The organism is Gordonia lacunae (genome assembly GCF_002149015.1).
Lineage (GTDB): Bacteria > Actinomycetota > Actinomycetes > Mycobacteriales > Mycobacteriaceae > Gordonia > Gordonia lacunae.
In genome coordinates, this window is the sequence record NZ_NGFO01000012.1 from 121004 (window position 1) to 137840 (window position 16837).

Below are 16837 nucleotides of genomic sequence, written 5' to 3' on the forward strand. Positions count from 1 at the left end.
CTAGCCGACGCTGTTGACGTCGAAGGTCAGGAGGGCGTAGGTGCCCATCGTGAGGACGAGGATCATCGACACGGCGAGCAGCACGTTCAGCCAGAAACGGGTCGAGTCCTTGCGGGAGTAGTCGGCGATGACGGTGCGCACACCGTTGCCGCCGTGTAGCTGGGCCAGCCACAGCATGGTGAGATCCCAGATCTGCCAGAAAGGCGAGCTCCAGCGCGCCGCGACGAACGAGGCGTCGATGCGGTGCACGCCGCCGTCCCACGCCAGCATGATGAACATGTGGCCGATCGTCAGGACGACGAGCAGCAGACCCGAGAACCGCATGAACAGCCACGCGTTCTTCTCGAAGTTGCCGCCCTTGGGCTTGCGGGGCGAGCGCGGGTTGTCCAGGCTCGCGGGACGGTCGTGTTGCGTGCCGAGGGTCTTGGCGACACCGGTGGCTTCCGAGGTGGTCATCTCTGGTGTCTCCTACAGGTGGCTGAACATGATCTGCAGCAGGCGGACCGTGCCGGCACCGAAGACGATGACGAACAGGGTCATGGCCACCCACAGCATCTGCCGCTGGTACTTGGGTCCCTTGGACCAGAAGTCCACGAGGATCAGGCGCACACCGTTGAAGGCGTGGAAGAGGACGCAGGCGACCAGGGCGATCTCCATGAGGCCGATGATCGGCGTCTTGTAGGTCTCGATGATCGCGTCGTACTGGTTGGGATCGACGCGGATGACCGCGGTGTCCAGCACGTGCACGAACAGGAAGAAGAAGATCGTGACGCCGGTGATGCGGTGCAGGACCCACGACCACATGCCGGGATCGCCGCGATAGAGAGATCGTCTGCGCACCGGGTCGGGCGCGACTTCGGTCGAGGTGCTCATCGGGAAAGTGGCCTCCAACATCGTCGATGGACGCGTCGAATCGGCATGCTCCGACTCGACCATGGACCCATAGGAAGAGACTCTAAACCCAAGCCCATTCCGGTGGTAAATTGCCCGAACCGATCTGAGCGACAAGACATTACGACTTAGGTTTGCCTTACCCAAGCTTTGCGGTGATGAAATCCGGATGAACGGTCGATGACGCCGTGCGACAGGAGATTCACGTGGTTGCTGAAATCGAGTGGGATGCGTTGCGGGACAAGGCAAAATCGATGATCGGCCGGGCCTATGCGCCGTACTCCCGGTACCCGGTGGGGGCTGCCGGGGTCACCGCCGAGGGTCGTGTCGTCACTGGTTGCAATGTGGAAAATGTCTCATATGGCCTGGGGATCTGTGCCGAGGTCGCGCTGGTCGCCGCCCTGGTGAACGGGGGCGACCGGGCGCTGCGCGCGGTCAGCGTGTGTGACGCCCGCGGGGCGGTCCTGATGCCGTGCGGACGGTGCCGACAGGTGCTCTTCGAACACGGAGGGCGCGAGTTGCTGATCGATCACCCGGACGGGCCCCGGACACTCGCGGATCTGCTCCCCGATGCGTTCGGTCCCGACGACCTCGAGGCGATCCGCCCGTGACGGCGGCGCAGGAGCGCGAGATCATCCACGCGGTGTCGGTGATCGCCACCAAGAGGGGTGGACACGCACTCAGCGATGCGCAGATCGCGTGGATGGTGGACGGCTTCACCCGCGGCGAGGTGGCGCCCGAACAGATGTCGGCTCTCCTGATGGCGGTGTACCTCCGCGGTATGGATCGGCGGGAGATCGCGTCCTGGACGCACGCGATGATCGACAGCGGCCGCCGGATGGACCTGTCCGGTCTGCAGCGGGACGGGCAGACCCTCATCACCGTCGACAAGCACTCCACCGGTGGCGTCGGTGACAAGATCACCCTTCCGCTCACGCCCATCGTCGCCTCGTTCGGTGTCGCCGTCCCGCAACTGTCCGGTCGGGGGCTCGGCCACACCGGCGGGACCCTCGACAAGCTGGAGTCCATCCCGGGCTGGCGGGCCGAGGTGAGCACGGCCGACATGCTCGATCAGCTCGAGCGGGTCGGCGCGGTCATCTGTGCCGCGGGTGCCGACCTCGCGCCGGCCGACCGCAAGCTCTACGCCCTGCGCGACGTCACCGGCACGGTCGAGTCCATCCCCCTGCTCGCCTCGTCGATCATGAGCAAGAAGATCGCCGAGGGGACCGCCGCGTTGGTCCTCGACGTCAAGACCGGCTCGGGTGCCTTCCTGCCGGACGAGGGCGACGCCCGCGAACTGGCGTCGACGATGGTCGAGCTCGGCCATGACGCCGGCGTCGACACCCGCGCGGTCATCACCGACATGAGCACACCGCTCGGACTCGCCATCGGCAACGCCGTGGAGGTGGCCGAGTCGGTCGAGGTGCTGTCGGGCGGCGGGCCGGCCGACGTCGTCGAGCTCACCCTGACCCTCGCCCGGGAGATGCTCGACGCCGCAGGCCTCGTCGACGCCGATCCCGCAACCCATCTCGCCGACGGCCGGGCGATGGACACGTGGCGGGCGATGATCGCCGCGCAGGGTGGCGACCCGGACGCGCCCCTACCGCAGGCACGCCACCACGACACCGTGACCGCGTCGCGCGACGGTGTCGTCACCGGGATGAACGCCCGCGCGGTCGGCGACGCCGCGTGGCGACTGGGGGGTGGCCGGTCCAAGCCGGGGGAGGCGGTCGCGGCCGAGGCGGGAGTGATCATCCATGCGAAACCGGGCGACCGTGTCCGGGCCGGTCAACCACTGTTCACCCTGCACACGCAGGATGAGGGCCGGATCGCCGGCGCCCGGTCGTCGCTGGCCGGGGCGACGACCATCGAGTCCGACACCGCGGAACACGCGGGCGGCGCGGGCACCCGACCCCTGATCATCGACCGCGTTAGGTTCACTCCATGACGACGCTGACCCCGGCGAACATCTCCCTCGCCCCGAAGGTGCTCCTACACGACCACCTCGACGGCGGACTCCGGCCCGCGACGGTCCTCGAGCTGGCGCACGAGGTGGGTTACGACGCCCTCCCGGCGGACGAGAACGGCAGGCAGATCGACGATGCCGAGACGCTCGGCCGCTGGTTCCGTCGGGCCGCCGACAGCGGCTCGCTCGAGCGCTACCTCGAGACCTTCTCGCACACGGTCGCGGTGATGCAGACCGCCGGCGCGCTGGAACGCGTCGCGCGCGAATGCGTCGAGGATCTCGCCGACGACGGCGTCGTCTACGCCGAGGTCCGGTACGCCCCCGAACAGCATCTCGAGGGCGGGCTGGATCTCGACCAGGTCGTCGAGGCGGTGCTGCGGGGGTTCGCCGAGGGGGAGGCGGCCGCGGCCGAGCGGGGCCGCAGCATCACCGTGCGCTGTCTGGTCACCGCGATGCGCCACGCAGCCCGGTCACGCGAGATCGCCGAACTCGCGGTCCGCTACCGCGACCGGGGGGTCGTCGGTTTCGACATCGCGGGCGCCGAGGCCGGGCATCCACCGACGCGTCACCTCGACGCCTTCGAGTACATGCGTGCCAACTGCGCGCCGTTCACGATCCACGCCGGCGAGGCGTTCGGGCTGCCGTCGATCCACGAGGCCATCGGCTTCTGCGGGACGGATCGACTGGGCCACGGCGTCCGCGTCTTCGACGACATCGAACTGCCCGCCGGGGTCGACCTCGCCGCCCACTCCTTTGCGGGGGCCCGGCTCGGACAGGTCGCGAACATCGTGCGGGACAAGAGGATTCCGCTGGAGTTGTGCCCGAGTTCCAATGTGCAGACCGGCGCGGTGGAATCGTTGGCCGAGCATCCGTTCAATGTGCTGGCCCGACTCCGGTTCCGGGTCACCGTCAACACCGACAACCGGCTGATGTCCGACACCACGATGAGCAAGGAATTCGGTCTGCTCGCCGATCAGTTCGGATACGGGTGGGCCGATTTCGAGCGCTTCACGGTCAACGCGATGAAATCGGCGTTCATCCACTTCGATGAGCGGTTGGCGTTCATCGACGACGTCATCAAGCCCGGCTACGCGGTGCTGCTCGGCTGAGCGGCGCCCCCGGCGGTGGCGGAACGACCGTGGACGGACCCGGTCAGCCCTTCTTCGTGAGCCGGGCCTCGAAGTCGTGCTCGAGCGCGCGCCATGCCTCGGCCTCGTTGTCGAACGGGCCGCTGGGCGCCATCCGCTTGGGGTCGGGGTTGACCGTGTAGTCCACGAACCAGCCGAGCGGGGTGGTGGTGCCCAGGGCCTCGGTGACCGTGTTGTCGCCGGCGTAGTCGGCTGCGTCGGTGAACAGTTCGACCGCGAGGTCGAGCTGGTCGCGGTCCATGCGGCGCGGACCGTCGGCGATGTCGTCGGCCAGGCCGGGCAGCACGTAGACGTTGTCGTCGATGACGTCGAATTCCAGAGAGCCGTTGGTGGCCTCGGTGCGGACCTCGTCGAACGTCGACAGGTCGGCGAGGTCGTGCGTGTTGTCGTCGGCGAGGAACCGTGACAACGAGCGTGCCGAGGTGAACACGAAGATCTTGCCCTTGCTCCCCAGGAAGACCGGATCGTCGCCGAGGTAGCACCGGAGTGTCAGGTACTCGTTCGCGCTCGTGACGATCTTGACCGGGTCGATGCCGACCGACGCCCAGAAATCGTCGTCGTCCTCGTCTTCGTCCTCGTCCTCGTTGTCTTCGTCGACGAGGTCGTCGTCCTCGGCATCGGCGGACTCGTCATCGTCGGTGTCGGCGGCACCGACGATCTCGATGTCGTCGTCGGTGGGCTCGTCCTCGTCCTCCGCGGATGCCGCGGCCTCGAGCTCGGCCTCGGCGGTCTCGACGGCCTTCGCATCGACCTTCGGGGTGCTGATGACCCCGTCGATGGCGTCGAGCACGTCGTCCCAGTGCTTGGCGATCAACCGGCCGATGCGTACCCAGAGGTCGGTGCCCTCGCGGCCGTCGAAGTTGCGTGTGCCGGTGGTGACGGCTCCCAGGATGGGGTTGCCGTTGAAGAACTTGGTGATCGGCGTCAGTTCGCAGACCTCGCCGAGGATGCGCACGATCTCGAGAGCGTCCTCGAGTTCGGCGATGACCTCCGGCGTCGGATCCTCGGCGGCGAGCTCGGGCACGCCGACGAGGTCGTAACTGTGACGCTCGTCGGGAATCAGTTCCTCGGCCTGCACACCGACCACAGTCGACCAGGCGGGATGCTCGACGAGGTCGTTGTCCTCGCTGGTCCGGATGAAGGCGGCGAGCTCGGCGACACCGGGCAGCACATACAGATCCTCGTCGAGTCCGAGGAAGGCCTCCCACTCGTCATCACCCTCACGCCAGCGGGGTGCCCACAGGGTGAAGCTGTTTCCGTCGGTGAGTCCGAGCTCAATCGGGACGATGTCTCCGGCCATGGGGACACAGCCTAGCGATTGTCGGCGGCGAATCCAGTAGTGCCCCCACAGACGGTCGGTGGTGTGCCGACGACATTTCGATGAACTCGGCGGACCGGTGTGGAGCATCGGGCGTCCCCCGATGCTCACCGGGGACGGAAGAAGCCCTCGAACGCCTGGTCGAGGTTGGAGGTCCGCACCGGCGAGACGCCCACCGGGTCACCGGCTTCGACCATCTGACCGTTGCCGATGTACATCGCGACGTGCCCGGACCACACGGCGAGGTCCCCGGGCTGCAGGTGCGCCTGCGAGACCGGATGGCCTGCGGTGTCCTGGTCCTGGGCGAGGCGGGGGAGCTCGACTCCGGCCTGACGGTAGGCCCACTGGGTGAAGCCGCTGCAGTCGAATCCGTCCGGTGTGGTGCCGCCCCAGACATAGGGAACCCCGCGTTGGCTGAGCGCGGCCCGCACCGCGGTGGCCGCTCGTTGGTTCGGAGCGTAGGCGACCGAGCCGTCGGGCAGGGTGATCGGTACACCGCCGGGGGTGGGGGCCGCGGACAACGGGTCGTCGCCGTAACCGACGCCGGTCACCTCGGCCGGGGCCGTCCGCCGGGCCAGGCCGGCCAACGCCTCGGTGTCCGAGCCGAGCTCGGCGCGGGCGCGGGAGACGATCTCCACACCCCGTCCGAGGTGCTCGACGGCTATCGGCAGTGCTGCGAGAAGCCCTGCCGGACTGGCCAGTCCGCCGGTGAGGTCACGGACATGCCGTTCCAGGGAATCCACCAGTCCGTTCAGTCCGGTCGACGCCGCGTGAACGGTCCGACTCGCGTTCTCGACGAGCCGGCTGAACTCGACGGCGGAGTCGGTGAGTCCGCTGAGCTGCTGCTGGATCGCCGTCGTCGTGTCGTCGGCGCCCGCCGCCCCCGCCCCGTCCCAGCGGACGCGGACCGATTCGGTGGCCGACGTCGATCGGCGGCGCACCGATTCGACGGCGGCCGCATCGGTCCGGACCCGCTCGACGGGGTTGCCCGGTGCCAGGACGCCTGTGCCCAGCGCGGCGACGAGCTGACGCAACGGCTCGATGAGGAGCTCGACGGCGATCACAGCGTCAGCTCACTCCGTGCCATGACCCGGTGGGCGGCCGCGCAGTCGCAGTCGGCGTAGGACGCGGCTGCCGAACTCGTGGTGACCCCGACGCGCTCCTCCCGCCTCGCCGCGGCCGCGAGGCCTTGGCGATGCAGGTCGAGGAATTCCACGACGGCGGCGAGGAACTCGATTCCGATCAGTCCGAAGGTGATGGCGAGGTCCACCACGGCGGCGTCGTCGCTGCCGGAGGCGCCGTCGAGTGCCCGGGCATTGGTGCGGTGTGCGTCGGAGAAGTCGTGCAACGCAGACGAATCGACCGACATGCGGGTGTCCGCAGGGAGGCCTGGTCGGGCTGGGACGGGATCGGGGAGCGGGGAGGACGGGCTCATGGGATTCAGACGCGGCGGGACCGAGATGGGTTCCATCGGATTTCGGCGCACAGCGACGGGAGTGCGGGACTCGCCCAAGGGGCACGCCACCTCCACCGAGGAAATAGGGTGATGGGCATGGAGTCCCTGATCGTCGACCATCCCCTTGCGGCCGCGCGGCTGACCACCATGCGCGACAAGACCACCGACAACGCCGGATTCCGGGCCGCGCTGTCCGATCTGACCCAGATGCTGATCTACGAGGCGCTCGCCGGTGCGCCGCGCGCCGACGTCGTGATCGACACGCCGCTGACGGCGCACACCGGCTCGAGGCTGGCGTCTCCGCCGCTGCTGGTGCCGGTGTTGCGTGCCGGTCTCGGCATGGTGGAGCAGGCACACGCGATGGTCCCCGAGGCGCACGTCGGTTTCGTGGGCCTGGCCCGCGACGAGGAGACCGCGCAGCCGGTGCCCTACCTCGAATCGCTCCCGGAGGATCTGTCGGGGCGGCCGGTGTTCGTCCTCGATCCGATGCTCGCCACCGGTGGTTCGATGCTGCACACGATCGAACTCCTGGTTGCCCGCAATGCCACCGACATCACTGCGGTGTGCGTTGTCGCCGCCCCCGAAGGCGTTGCGGCGCTGAAGGAATCGGGCCACCCGTGCCGACTCGTGGTGGCGGCGGTCGACAACGGCCTCAACGAGGTCAACTACATCGTGCCGGGCCTCGGTGACGCCGGCGACCGGCAGTTCGGTCCGCGCTACTCCTAGCGGCCTGGCGGACCGACTGCCCAGCGCGCTCGTCGACGTCGGAGCCCGTGGCGTGTGCCGCATCGACAAGCGCTCGCCGACACCACTTCTGGGGTGCTGTTCGTGCCGGTGCCGCTTGGCGCGGAGTCTCAGCCGGGCAGCGACCAGTACGCCAGCATCGGCTCCTCGGTCAGGACGGTGACGCCCTCGACGATGGTGAGGCTCGTCGGCGAGACGAGGTAGCGCACCCCGCCGTTGCGGGCTTCGAAGGTGTCGCCGGTGCGGGTCGGGAACTGCAGCTCGATTCCACCCTCGGCCGCGAGGCCCTTGTAGTACCAGCGTCCCGTCTGGGTGCCGACCTGGCAGATCACGACCCGCGACCGCGAGGTCTGCCCGACGACGACAGCGGGGTCGCCCGCGGCGTTGCAGCGGGGGCCGGTCGTGAACCCCTGCCAGTCCGCGCCCGAGACAGTGGGGGTGGGCCGGTCGGGCGTCGGCGAGGTCGTGGTGGGTGTCGCGGTGGTGGGCGTCGTCGTCTCGGCGGGTCGGGTGATCGTGCTCGTGAAGGTCGAGGCCGAGGGCGGTCCGCCGGCAGCGGCGTCGCGGCCGGCGGACTCGTCGTCGCCGGGGATCAACAGCAGCGCCGCGAGCACGCCCACGACCACCAGCAGCACCCCGGCGCCGATCGCCACCAGCACCGCGGGCGACGACCACGGCGACCGAGGCGGGCCGGGCGGCACGGGACCCGACGGGTAACCGCCCCGCGGGTAGCCGCCGGGACCGGTCGGTGGATAGCTCATGTCGCTCCTTCGGTTCGGCCGGCCGGACGTCGGTGAGGGTCTACAGTTCGCCGATGATCTGTGCCAGCAGCTCACCCATCCGGGTAGCCGACGTGCGACCCACCTCGAGTACCTCCGCATGGCTCAGGTGTTCGCCGGTCATGCCGGCGGCGAGGTTGGTGACCAGCGAGATCCCGAGCACGTCGAGCCCGGCGGCCCGGGCGGCGATGGTCTCGTGCACGGTCGACATCCCGACCAGGTCGGCGCCCATCGTCCGCAGCATCCGGATCTCGGCGGGGGTCTCGTAGTGCGGACCGGGGAGTCCGGCATAGACACCCTCGGCGAGCGCCGGATCGATACCCTGCGCGATCTTTCGTAGGCGTGGTGAGTACGCGTCGACCAGGTCGACGAACTGAGCACCGACCAGGGGGGAACGGGCCGTGAGGTTCAGGTGGTCGGCGAGGAGGACGGGTTGCCCGACCGACATGTCCTCGCGCAACCCGCCCGCCGCATTGGTGAGGACGACGGTGTGGACACCGGCCGCCGCGGCGGTGCGGACCGGGTGGACCACGCGGGCGAGGTCGTGTCCCTCGTAGGCGTGAATCCGCCCGAGCATCAACAGAACCCGTCGATCACCGATCCGGACGGAGTGGACGACTCCGCCGTGACCGGCGGCCGCGGGCGGGGCGAAACCGGGGATCGACGCCATCGGCAACGAGCGGATGGGCCTACCGAAGGCCTCGGCCGCGGGCGACCACCCCGACCCCAGGATGACGGCCACATCGTGTGCGGCGGCGTCGGTCTCGGCGGCGATCGTGGCCGCGGCGACGATGGCTGCGGCGTCTGCGTCGGCGGTGGGGTCCATGCGCCAACCCTAAACCGTTCTCCAGCCCGTACGACCCCATCACGGCTGCGCGCCGACCGATCGGGTCGGCGGCGGCGACCTCGGGGGCGATAAGGTCGGAACATGCCATTTCTGAACGATGCCGGGGAGGTCGTCGAACTCCATCTCGGAGCGCACGGTGAGGAGATCAGCGAGTCCAATCCGGAGAACCGGTTCCGGGTGGAATGGTTGGACGAGGTCGAGCGACTGCTCGACGAGGTCGTCGCCACCCCGACGCGTCCGCTGGTGATCACCGCCACCGGGAAGTTCTTCTCGAACGGACTGGACACCGATCACATCGTCGCCGCTCCCGATCAGCTGCCCGCGTACCTCGACCGTGTGCACGCGGTGTACGCGAAGGTCCTCACCCTGCCGGTTCCCACGGTCAGCGCGGTCAACGGACACGCCTTCGGTGCCGGCGCCATGCTCGCGCTGTGCGCCGACCACGTCCTGATGCGCACCCAGCGCGGATTCTGGTCGCTTCCCGAGGCCGCCCTCACCATGCCCTTCACCCGGGGAATGGCCACCTTGCTACGCACCCGTCTCACCGACCGCACCGCGACCGAGGCGATGTACACGAGCCGGCGATACGGCGCCGACGACGCGGTCGGCGCGGGGATCGTGGACGAGGCCGTCGACGCCGATCGCCTCACGGCCCGGGCCGCCGAGATCGCCGGCGCCCGTGCCGCGACCGTGGGCCCCAATCTCGCACTGATCAAACGCGGACTGCGCGCCCCCCTGCTCGACGATCTCGCGCGTCCGACCCCGCCCGGGGTCTTCTGATGTCGGCCGCGGGAGCGGGTTTCGCCGCGGCGGGCGACCCCATCGACTCGTGGCTCGCCGAGCACGGCACCGACCTCATCGCGTGGCGCCGTGCGATCCACGCGCATCCGGAGCTGTCCCGGCAGGAGGTGCGGACCACAGAGCTGGTGATGAGTGAACTCACCGCCGTCGGGCTCGACCCGCGCCGGCTCCCGTTGGGTACCGGGGTCGTGTGCGACCTGGGGCCGGCCGGTGAGCCCCGGATCGCGCTGCGCGCGGACATGGACGCCCTGCCGGTCACCGAACACACCGGTCTGCCGTTCACCTCGGCGGTGGAGGGCGCGTCGCATTCCTGCGGACACGACGCGCACACGGCCATCTTGATCGGCGTCGCGAAACTGCTCGCGGCGGCCGAACCGCTGCCCGTCGGTGTCCGGCTGATCTTCCAGGCGGCCGAGGAGGTCATGCCCGGCGGCGCCCTCGACGCCATCGAGGCCGGGGTGACCAGCGGTCTCGGCCGCATCTTCGCCCTGCACTGCGATCCGCGACTGCCGGTCGGCACAGTCGGGCTGCGGTCCGGCCCGTTGACCTCTGCGGCCGACCACATCGACCTCCAGCTGCATTCCGCCGGCGGGCACACGTCGCGACCGCATCTGACCGGAGACCTGATCTACGCGATGGGCACGGTGATCACCGGACTGCCCGGGGTGTTGTCGCGCCGCGTCGACCCGAGGTCGGGGACGGTGATGGTGTGGGGCGCCGCCAATGCCGGCAGTGCGGCCAACGCCATCCCGCAGGAGGGACGCATGCGGGGGACGGTCCGCACCGGCGACCACACCACCTGGGCCGAGCTCGAACCGCTCGTCCGCAGCGTCGTCGGCGAACTCCTGGCTCCGCTCGGTGTCCGCTACGACCTCTCGTACTTCCGCGGCGTGCCGCCGGTTGTCAACGACGAGATCGCGGTCGCCATGTTCGAGCGATCGGTCGCCGCGATCAGCCCGCAGGCCATCGCGGACACACCGCAGTCACCCGGCGGCGAGGATTTCTCCTGGTATCTCGAACACGTGCCCGGGGCGATGGCTCGCCTGGGCGTGTGGGACGGATTCGGGCCACAGGTCGATCTGCACGCACCGAACTTCGATCTCGACGAACGCGCCCTCGCGATCGGGGTCCGCGCACTGGCCGGGATCGTGTTGAACGCGACGAGCGCGGCCGGCTAGTCGGCCGGCGGCTACTCCGCGGGACCCGGGCCGGGGCCGACGTTGCGCGACTCGCGCAAGCGCAGGTCCTGCACGTACTCGGCGGGGGCACCCGCGATCTCGGCCGCCTCGGCCATGACACCCAGGTAGCGCGCCGAGGGAAGTCCGCCCTCGAACGCGTCGAGGACGTACAGCCAGGCGAGGACCGGGCCGTCCGCGGTGTCGACACGGGCCCGGATCTTGCGGTGGATGCCGAGTTCGGAGCCCTCCCACCGGTCGAGGAGGTCCTCGTCTTCGGTGGTGACGTCGTAGAGAACCACGAACACCCGCGCGTCGGGGTCGTCGCGGTCCTCGGTCACCGTGGCCAGTGACCCCTCCCACCCGATGTCGCCGCCCCCGAACGTCAGACGCCAGCCACGGAGCCATCCGGTGCCCGACATCGGCGAGTGCGGGGCGCGCTCGGCCATCTGCTCGGGATGCATGTTGGATCCGTAGGCGGCATAGATGGGCACGGATGGAGCCTAGATGGTCGTCGCCGAGTCCGGAAGGCGACACCGGCCCGCCGGCGCAGTGTGCGACCACGTTCACACCGCCGCACCCGCACGACTAGTTTGGTAGGCGGCGCGCACGGGATCGGCCGTCTCGCCGACCCGAGGGAACGCACCACCCCGCGCTCCCCGTCGAGCTACACCACGCAGCCGGACGCAGCATCCCCACGAAGGGCGCCGCGACGAACCGGCGTGGAGAACAGGAGTGACAGTGACCAGGATCGTCATCATCGGCGGTGGACCTGCGGGTTACGAGGCGGCGCTCGCGGCGGCCGCCTACGGCGCCGACATCACGGTGATCGATTCGGACGGGATCGGCGGCGCCTGTGTGCTGTGGGACTGCGTGCCGTCCAAGACGTTCATCGCGTCCACCGGTATTCGCACCGAGGTCCGGCGCGCTGTCGACCTGGGTATCAACATCAAGACCGAGGACACCTCGGTCACGCTGCCGCAGATCCACCAGCGAGTCCGCGACCTCGCGTTCGCCCAGTCCGCAGACATCCGGTCCCGGCTCATCAGCGAGGGCGTCAAGCTCGTCTCCGGGACCGCGGTGCTCGACGAGCGGCAGGTCGGCGTGTCGACCCACAGCGTCGTCGCGACTCTCCCCGACGGGACCACCGAACGCTACGACGGCGACGTGGTGTTGCTGGCGACGGGTGCCTCGCCCCGCGTCCTGCCCGACGCCCGGCCCGACGGTGAGCGCATCCTGACCTGGCGTCAGCTCTACGACCTCGAGGACCTGCCCGAACACCTCATCGTCATCGGCTCGGGCGTCACCGGCGCCGAGTTCGTCCACGCCTACACCGAACTGGGCGTCAAGGTGACGCTGGTGTCGAGCCGCGACCGTGTGCTCCCGCACGAGGACGAGGACGCCGCGCTCGTGCTGGAGGACGCACTCGCCGAGCGTGGCGTCGAGTTGGTGAAGCACGCCCGCGCCGACAAGGTCGAGCGCCACGGCGATTCGGTCACCGCGCACCTGGCCGACGGCTCGACCGTCACCGGCAGCCATGTGCTGATGACCGTCGGTTCGGTCCCCAACACCACCGACCTGGGACTCGATCGCGCCGGCGTCGCCGTCGGCAAGGGCGGCTACATCGAGGTCGACCGGGTGTCCCGCACGTCGGTCGCCGGGATCTATGCGGCCGGTGACTGCACCGGTCTGTTCCCGCTGGCCTCCGTGGCCGCCATGCAGGGCCGCATCGCGATGTATCACGCCCTCGGTGAGGGCGTGAGCCCGATCAAGCTGAAAACCGTTGCCTCCGCGATCTTCACACGCCCGGAGATCGCGACGGTGGGGGTGTCGCAGAACGCGATCGACACCGGCGAATACCCGGCCCGCACCGTGATGCTGCCCCTGGCCACCAACCCGCGCGCCAAGATGAGCGGTCTGCGCCGGGGTTTCGTGAAGATCTTCTGCCGGCCGGCCACGGGGGTCGTCATCGGCGGCGTCGTGGTGGCACCAAACGCCTCCGAGCTGATCCTGCCCATCGCCCTCGCGGTGCAGAACAAGCTGACGGTCGGCGACCTCGCCCAGACCTTCTCGGTGTACCCGTCGCTGACCGGGTCGATCACCGAGGCCGCGCGGCAGCTGGTTCGTCACGACGACCTGGACTGAGACGGTCGCCGCCGCACTGTCCACAGACGGTGCCGGTGTTCACCGAGGCGGGCGATGCCACGGTAGGGTCGGACGAATTCGTTCGTCCCGGCCAGCGACGAAGGGGGTGTCGTGACCTCGCCGGAGAAGTCCTCCAACACCTACGGCAGTCGCAACGAGCGCATGTTCGACGGCGACCGCACGCAGTGGGCCGGCATGAGCATCGACGAGATCCTCGACGTCCTGAGGACCATGGAACCGGGACGCGCGAGCGGTGACGTCGAGACGATCCTGAAAGCGATCGAGTCCGTCCGGCGGGCCGCCGAACGGATGCACGCGATGTTCGGCGACGGCATGCTCGGGATGGCCTCCGACGCGGCACTCGAAGCAGGCCGGTCGCTGTCTGCTGATCTGACGTCGACGTCGGACACCGCGACCCGGATCGGTGACGCGCTGACGAGCGCGACAGGCATCCTCGGGTCGGCGCGTGGACAAGAGGAACGGCTGCGTGAGTTGCAGCAGCACATCCGGGACAACCCCGAGGACGCGGCGTCGGTGCGCCACGAGGCCGACCGGGCCATGACGGGCGTCTACTCGTCGCCGATGATCGGACTGCAGCACGCGCTGCCACACGACCCGACCGGCGCCAACGGGGTCACCGGTGGACTCGGGGGAGCAGGGACCGGAGGGTCTGCCGGAACCGTAGGCTCGGGATCGGATGCCGCGCGCGGGCAGGCGGGCAACACCGTCGACGCCGGTGATTTCGGTCGTCCCGCATCCTCCGGTGTGCCTGTCCCGGCCGTCGCCGGCGGGCCGCCGCCGAGCGGTGGCGGACCCGGCTCGTCGACGACGCCGGCGGGCCCGGCGGGCCCGGCGGGCCCGCCCTCGGGCCCCGCGGGCCGCGGCACCCCCGATGGTTCCGACGGCCTGATCCGCGGAGGCCGGGCCACCCCCGAGTCGACTCCGCGAGGTGCGGCGACCTCGGGATCGCGCCGTACCGCAGGTGCCGACGGGACCGCGGAGGCCGGGTCGCGCGGAAGTGCTTCGGGAAGCGGCGCCGGATCGGGCACTCCCGCGTCGACGACGGCCACGCCCTGCTTCCTGACGCCGGGGGCGGTCCCGCCACCGCTCTCGGCCGCGCCCGCCCCTCCGACGCCGGCGACCCCGACTCCCTCCACCCCGACCGCCGCCACCCCCGCGTCCTCGGCCGGGCCGGTCGGTCAGCGCCCGGCGGGGACACCGCTCGCCGGCATGCCGGGTGGTGGGCGGCGCCCCGGAGCCGACGACGACCGCCATCGCGCCGCGCCGTACCTCCACAACCGGGAACACGGGGCGGAGATCGTCGGCGACATGCCGCTGGTGGGCCCGCCGGTGCTCGGCGACTGGATCCGGCAGACGTTCCCGGCAGTCGCCGAACCTCGTCCGGCCGACCCCGGCGAGGCCTCCTCGTCGCGGTCCGCCACGCCCGGCGACACCGATTCCCCGGTCGACAACGGCACTGCAGCACAACCGGTTCCGGGCGACGACCGAACTGTCGCGGATGGTCCGGTACCGGCAAGGCCGGAGCCGGTGTGATCGCCGGTCACCCCCGCAGGCCAAGGGTGGCGCCGTGCTGAGGCGTGTCGACCGGTTGCCCGGCGGCGTCGCCCGACTCGTCGACGCGGTCCCCGACGAGGACCTCACCGCGTGCCTGCATCTGATCGTCGCCACCGTTCTGGACGTGACGGCGGTGTCGACGCCCGAGATCCGCGAGGTGATCGGCCACTGGCGCCGGCAGGGCGGTACCACGGCAGCCGGACTCGCCCGACTCCGTCTGGTCGCGGCCCAACACGACTTCGACGCGTTCGCACACCAGCGCCGCGGCGACGTCGGCGCCCAGCGCGCCAGCTTCCGGCGTGCCCGGGCCGTCGACTGCGCGGTCGCGGCGATGTCCGCGTCGGCGACCGGCGATTCGCCGCGCGACGCGCTCCGCGAAACGGCCTACGAGGCCGCCGCCGCGCTCGGCGGTAGTGCCGGTGTGGTCGCCGTCCTCGCCGATCACGTGGTGTGAGGGGCGGACCCGGTCAGGTCAGGCCGAAGCTGTGCTCGACCGCCCGGTTCCATCCCGTGTAGAGACGGTCGCGTTCGTCCGCGTCCATCCCCGGCTCCCACCGCTTGTCCTCGGCCCAGTTGGCGCGGATGTCGTCCTCGCCCTCCCAGAAGCCGACCGCCAGGCCGGCCGCGTAGGCCGCGCCGAGAGCGGTCGTCTCGTTGACGACCGGGCGCACGACGGGGACATCGAGGATGTCGGCCTGGAACTGCATGAGCAGTTCGTTCACGACCATCCCGCCGTCGACCTTGAGCGTGGACAGTTCCACCCCGGAGTCGGCCTGCATCGCCTCGATGACCTCGCGGGTTTGAAAAGCGCTGGCCTCCAACGCTGCTCGCGCGATGTGGCCCTTGTCGACGAACCGGGTGAGACCCACGATGACGCCGCGGGCGTCCGAGCGCCAACGCGGTGCGAAGAGTCCGGAGAACGCCGGGACGAAGTAGGCGCCCCCGTTGTCGTCGACCCCGGCGGCCAGGCGCTCGACATCGGACGCCTGCGAGATCAACCCGAGGTTGTCGCGCAGCCACTGGATGAGTGAACCGGTCACCGCGATCGAGCCCTCGAGTGCGTATCGCGCAGGCTGCTCGCCGATGCGGTAGCAGACGGTGGTGAGCAGGCCGTGCTCGCTGAAGACCGGTTCGGTGCCGGTGTTGAGGAGCAGGAAGTTGCCGGTCCCGTAGGTGTTCTTGGCCTCACCGGGTTCCAGACAGGCCTGGCCGAACGTCGCCGCCTGCTGGTCTCCGAGGATGCCCGCGAGCGGCACACCGGGGAGGGGGCCGTTGCCGCGCAGGGCTCCGAAATCGCCTGAGGAACTCCTGATCTCGGGCAGCATCGCCATCGGGATGCCCATCTCGGCGCAGATCTCGCCGTCCCACTGCTGGGTCCGCAGATCCATCAGCATCGTGCGGGAGGCGTTCGTGACGTCCGTGACGTGCTGACCGCCGTCGACGCCGCCGGTCATGTTCCATGCCATCCAAGAATCCATTGTGCCGAAACACACTTCACCCTTCTCGGCGCGTTCGCGGAGGCCGTCGACGGAGTCGAGCAGCCAGCGGGCCTTCGGGCCGGCGAAGTAGGTCGACAACGGCAGGCCGGTGCGGTCGCGGTAGCGGTCCATGCCGATGTCGCCGGCGAGTTCGGTGCACAGGTCGTCGGTCCGCGTGTCCTGCCAGACGATGGCGTTGTGCACCGGCTTGCCGGTGCTGCGATCCCAGATCACGGTGGTCTCGCGCTGGTTGGTGAGGCCGCACGCGACGATGTCCTTGGCGGTCAGCTCCGCGGAGGCGAGGGCCGCGGCCCCGACCCGGCGCGTGTTGCGCCAGATCTCGGCGGCGTCGTGTTCCACCCACCCGGCGCGCGGAAAGATCTGTTCGTGTTCGAGCTGTTCGACGCTGACGACGCGACCTTTGTGATCGAAGATCATCGCCCGGGTCGAGGTGGTGCCCTGGTCGATCGCCGCCACGTATTTGCCTGACCTACCCACGCCGGACAGTGTCGCA

The 16837-nt window shown here is 69.9% G+C and carries 18 protein-coding genes; 9 read left to right on the top strand and 9 right to left on the bottom strand.

The window, feature by feature from the left end; genetic code table 11:
* Together CA982_RS12430 and sdhC are read right to left on the bottom strand one after the other, a co-directional pair.
* On the bottom strand, positions 1 to 456 hold the full coding sequence (locus CA982_RS12430; RefSeq protein WP_004021682.1) for a succinate dehydrogenase hydrophobic membrane anchor subunit: 456 nt from the start codon (positions 454 to 456) through the stop codon (positions 1 to 3).
* Positions 457 to 468: 12 nt separating this feature from the next.
* Complete coding sequence (sdhC, locus tag CA982_RS12435) at positions 469 to 873, bottom strand: succinate dehydrogenase, cytochrome b556 subunit (RefSeq protein ID WP_086535622.1); 405 nt, start codon at positions 871 to 873, stop codon at positions 469 to 471.
* A 224-nt stretch (positions 874 to 1097) separates the two neighbouring features.
* On the opposite strand from sdhC, the gene CA982_RS12440 reads away from it, so the two are divergent.
* From CA982_RS12440 to CA982_RS12450, 3 genes are read left to right on the top strand one after another with little or no spacing between them, the layout of a single operon-like run.
* Positions 1098 to 1502 carry a cytidine deaminase gene (locus tag CA982_RS12440; protein ID WP_086535659.1) on the top strand — a complete coding sequence of 135 codons (405 nt, stop codon included), beginning with the start codon at positions 1098 to 1100 and terminating at the stop codon, positions 1500 to 1502.
* A complete protein-coding gene (locus CA982_RS12445; RefSeq protein ID WP_086535623.1) occupies positions 1499 to 2839 on the top strand; it encodes a thymidine phosphorylase in 1341 nt (446 codons plus the stop codon). The genes CA982_RS12440 and CA982_RS12445 overlap by 4 nt, the downstream gene beginning before the upstream one ends.
* Positions 2836 to 3966, top strand: coding sequence for an adenosine deaminase (locus tag CA982_RS12450; RefSeq protein WP_086535624.1), 1131 nt, complete (start codon positions 2836 to 2838; stop codon positions 3964 to 3966). The genes CA982_RS12445 and CA982_RS12450 overlap by 4 nt, the downstream gene beginning before the upstream one ends.
* 43 nt (positions 3967 to 4009) lie before the next feature.
* On the opposite strand, the gene CA982_RS12455 is transcribed toward CA982_RS12450, so the two are convergent.
* The 3 genes from CA982_RS12455 to CA982_RS12465 all read right to left on the bottom strand — a co-directional run bounded on the left by CA982_RS12455 (position 4010) and on the right by CA982_RS12465 (position 6692).
* Entirely contained in the window at positions 4010 to 5305 is a 1296-nt protein-coding gene (locus tag CA982_RS12455) for a primosomal protein (protein WP_086535625.1), read from the bottom strand.
* A 125-nt stretch (positions 5306 to 5430) separates the two neighbouring features.
* Entirely contained in the window at positions 5431 to 6387 is a 957-nt protein-coding gene (locus CA982_RS12460; protein ID WP_086535626.1) for a C40 family peptidase, read from the bottom strand.
* A complete protein-coding gene (locus tag CA982_RS12465) occupies positions 6384 to 6692 on the bottom strand; it encodes a type VII secretion target (RefSeq protein WP_244176242.1) in 309 nt (102 codons plus the stop codon). Before CA982_RS12465 ends, CA982_RS12460 begins: the two co-directional genes overlap by 4 nt.
* Before the next feature lie 183 nt (positions 6693 to 6875).
* On the opposite strand from CA982_RS12465, the gene upp reads away from it, so the two are divergent.
* Positions 6876 to 7505: a uracil phosphoribosyltransferase gene (upp, locus tag CA982_RS12470; RefSeq protein ID WP_086535661.1), complete on the top strand. Its 630-nt coding sequence runs from the start codon at positions 6876 to 6878 to the stop codon at positions 7503 to 7505.
* Between the two features lie 128 nt (positions 7506 to 7633).
* On the opposite strand, the gene CA982_RS12475 is transcribed toward upp, so the two are convergent.
* Together CA982_RS12475 and CA982_RS12480 are read right to left on the bottom strand one after the other, a co-directional pair.
* Positions 7634 to 8284: a hypothetical protein gene (locus CA982_RS12475; RefSeq protein ID WP_086535627.1), complete on the bottom strand. Its 651-nt coding sequence runs from the start codon at positions 8282 to 8284 to the stop codon at positions 7634 to 7636.
* 40 nt (positions 8285 to 8324) lie between these two features.
* Positions 8325 to 9128: a purine-nucleoside phosphorylase gene (locus tag CA982_RS12480; protein WP_086535628.1), complete on the bottom strand. Its 804-nt coding sequence runs from the start codon at positions 9126 to 9128 to the stop codon at positions 8325 to 8327.
* 102 nt (positions 9129 to 9230) lie between these two features.
* Here CA982_RS12480 and CA982_RS12485 point away from each other — a divergent pair, with 102 nt between their 5' ends.
* A complete protein-coding gene (locus CA982_RS12485; RefSeq protein ID WP_086535629.1) occupies positions 9231 to 9929 on the top strand; it encodes an enoyl-CoA hydratase/isomerase family protein in 699 nt (232 codons plus the stop codon).
* Positions 9929 to 11128, top strand: coding sequence for an amidohydrolase (locus CA982_RS12490; protein WP_086535630.1), 1200 nt, complete (start codon positions 9929 to 9931; stop codon positions 11126 to 11128). The genes CA982_RS12485 and CA982_RS12490 overlap by 1 nt, the downstream gene beginning before the upstream one ends.
* An 11-nt stretch (positions 11129 to 11139) precedes the next feature.
* On the opposite strand, the gene CA982_RS12495 is transcribed toward CA982_RS12490, so the two are convergent.
* Positions 11140 to 11619, bottom strand: a complete 480-nt coding sequence (locus CA982_RS12495; protein ID WP_004021668.1) for a gamma-glutamylcyclotransferase family protein — start codon at positions 11617 to 11619, stop codon at positions 11140 to 11142.
* A 247-nt stretch (positions 11620 to 11866) separates the two neighbouring features.
* Between CA982_RS12495 and CA982_RS12500 the strand changes: the two genes are divergently transcribed.
* From CA982_RS12500 to CA982_RS12510, 3 genes are all read left to right on the top strand, one after another.
* Complete coding sequence (locus CA982_RS12500; RefSeq protein WP_086535631.1) at positions 11867 to 13270, top strand: NAD(P)H-quinone dehydrogenase; 1404 nt, start codon at positions 11867 to 11869, stop codon at positions 13268 to 13270.
* Positions 13271 to 13381: 111 nt separating this feature from the next.
* Complete coding sequence (locus CA982_RS12505) at positions 13382 to 14824, top strand: hypothetical protein (RefSeq protein WP_086535632.1); 1443 nt, start codon at positions 13382 to 13384, stop codon at positions 14822 to 14824.
* A gap of 34 nt (positions 14825 to 14858) precedes the next feature.
* On the top strand, positions 14859 to 15299 hold the full coding sequence (locus CA982_RS12510; protein ID WP_086535662.1) for a hypothetical protein: 441 nt from the start codon (positions 14859 to 14861) through the stop codon (positions 15297 to 15299).
* Between the two features lie 13 nt (positions 15300 to 15312).
* Here the strand turns inward: CA982_RS12510 and glpK are convergent, their stop codons facing one another.
* Entirely contained in the window at positions 15313 to 16800 is a 1488-nt protein-coding gene (glpK, locus tag CA982_RS12515; RefSeq protein ID WP_086535633.1) for a glycerol kinase GlpK, read from the bottom strand.
* Between the last annotated feature and the right edge of the window lie 37 nt (positions 16801 to 16837).

What these genes read in the sequence shown, in the direction of transcription:
- CA982_RS12430 (WP_004021682.1), bottom strand. Translation starts at nt 456, where the DNA reads ATGACCACCTCGGAAGCCACCGGTGTCGCCAAGACCCTCGGCACGCAA.
- sdhC (WP_086535622.1), bottom strand. Translation starts at nt 873, where the DNA reads ATGAGCACCTCGACCGAAGTCGCGCCCGACCCGGTGCGCAGACGATCT.
- CA982_RS12450 (WP_086535624.1), top strand. Translation starts at nt 2,836, where the DNA reads ATGACGACGCTGACCCCGGCGAACATCTCCCTCGCCCCGAAGGTGCTC.
- CA982_RS12455 (WP_086535625.1), bottom strand. Translation starts at nt 5,305, where the DNA reads ATGGCCGGAGACATCGTCCCGATTGAGCTCGGACTCACCGACGGAAAC.
- CA982_RS12465 (WP_244176242.1), bottom strand. Translation starts at nt 6,692, where the DNA reads ATGTCGGTCGATTCGTCTGCGTTGCACGACTTCTCCGACGCACACCGC.
- upp (WP_086535661.1), top strand. Translation starts at nt 6,876, where the DNA reads ATGGAGTCCCTGATCGTCGACCATCCCCTTGCGGCCGCGCGGCTGACC.
- CA982_RS12475 (WP_086535627.1), bottom strand. Translation starts at nt 8,284, where the DNA reads ATGAGCTATCCACCGACCGGTCCCGGCGGCTACCCGCGGGGCGGTTAC.
- CA982_RS12480 (WP_086535628.1), bottom strand. Translation starts at nt 9,128, where the DNA reads ATGGACCCCACCGCCGACGCAGACGCCGCAGCCATCGTCGCCGCGGCC.
- CA982_RS12485 (WP_086535629.1), top strand. Translation starts at nt 9,231, where the DNA reads ATGCCATTTCTGAACGATGCCGGGGAGGTCGTCGAACTCCATCTCGGA.
- CA982_RS12490 (WP_086535630.1), top strand. Translation starts at nt 9,929, where the DNA reads ATGTCGGCCGCGGGAGCGGGTTTCGCCGCGGCGGGCGACCCCATCGAC.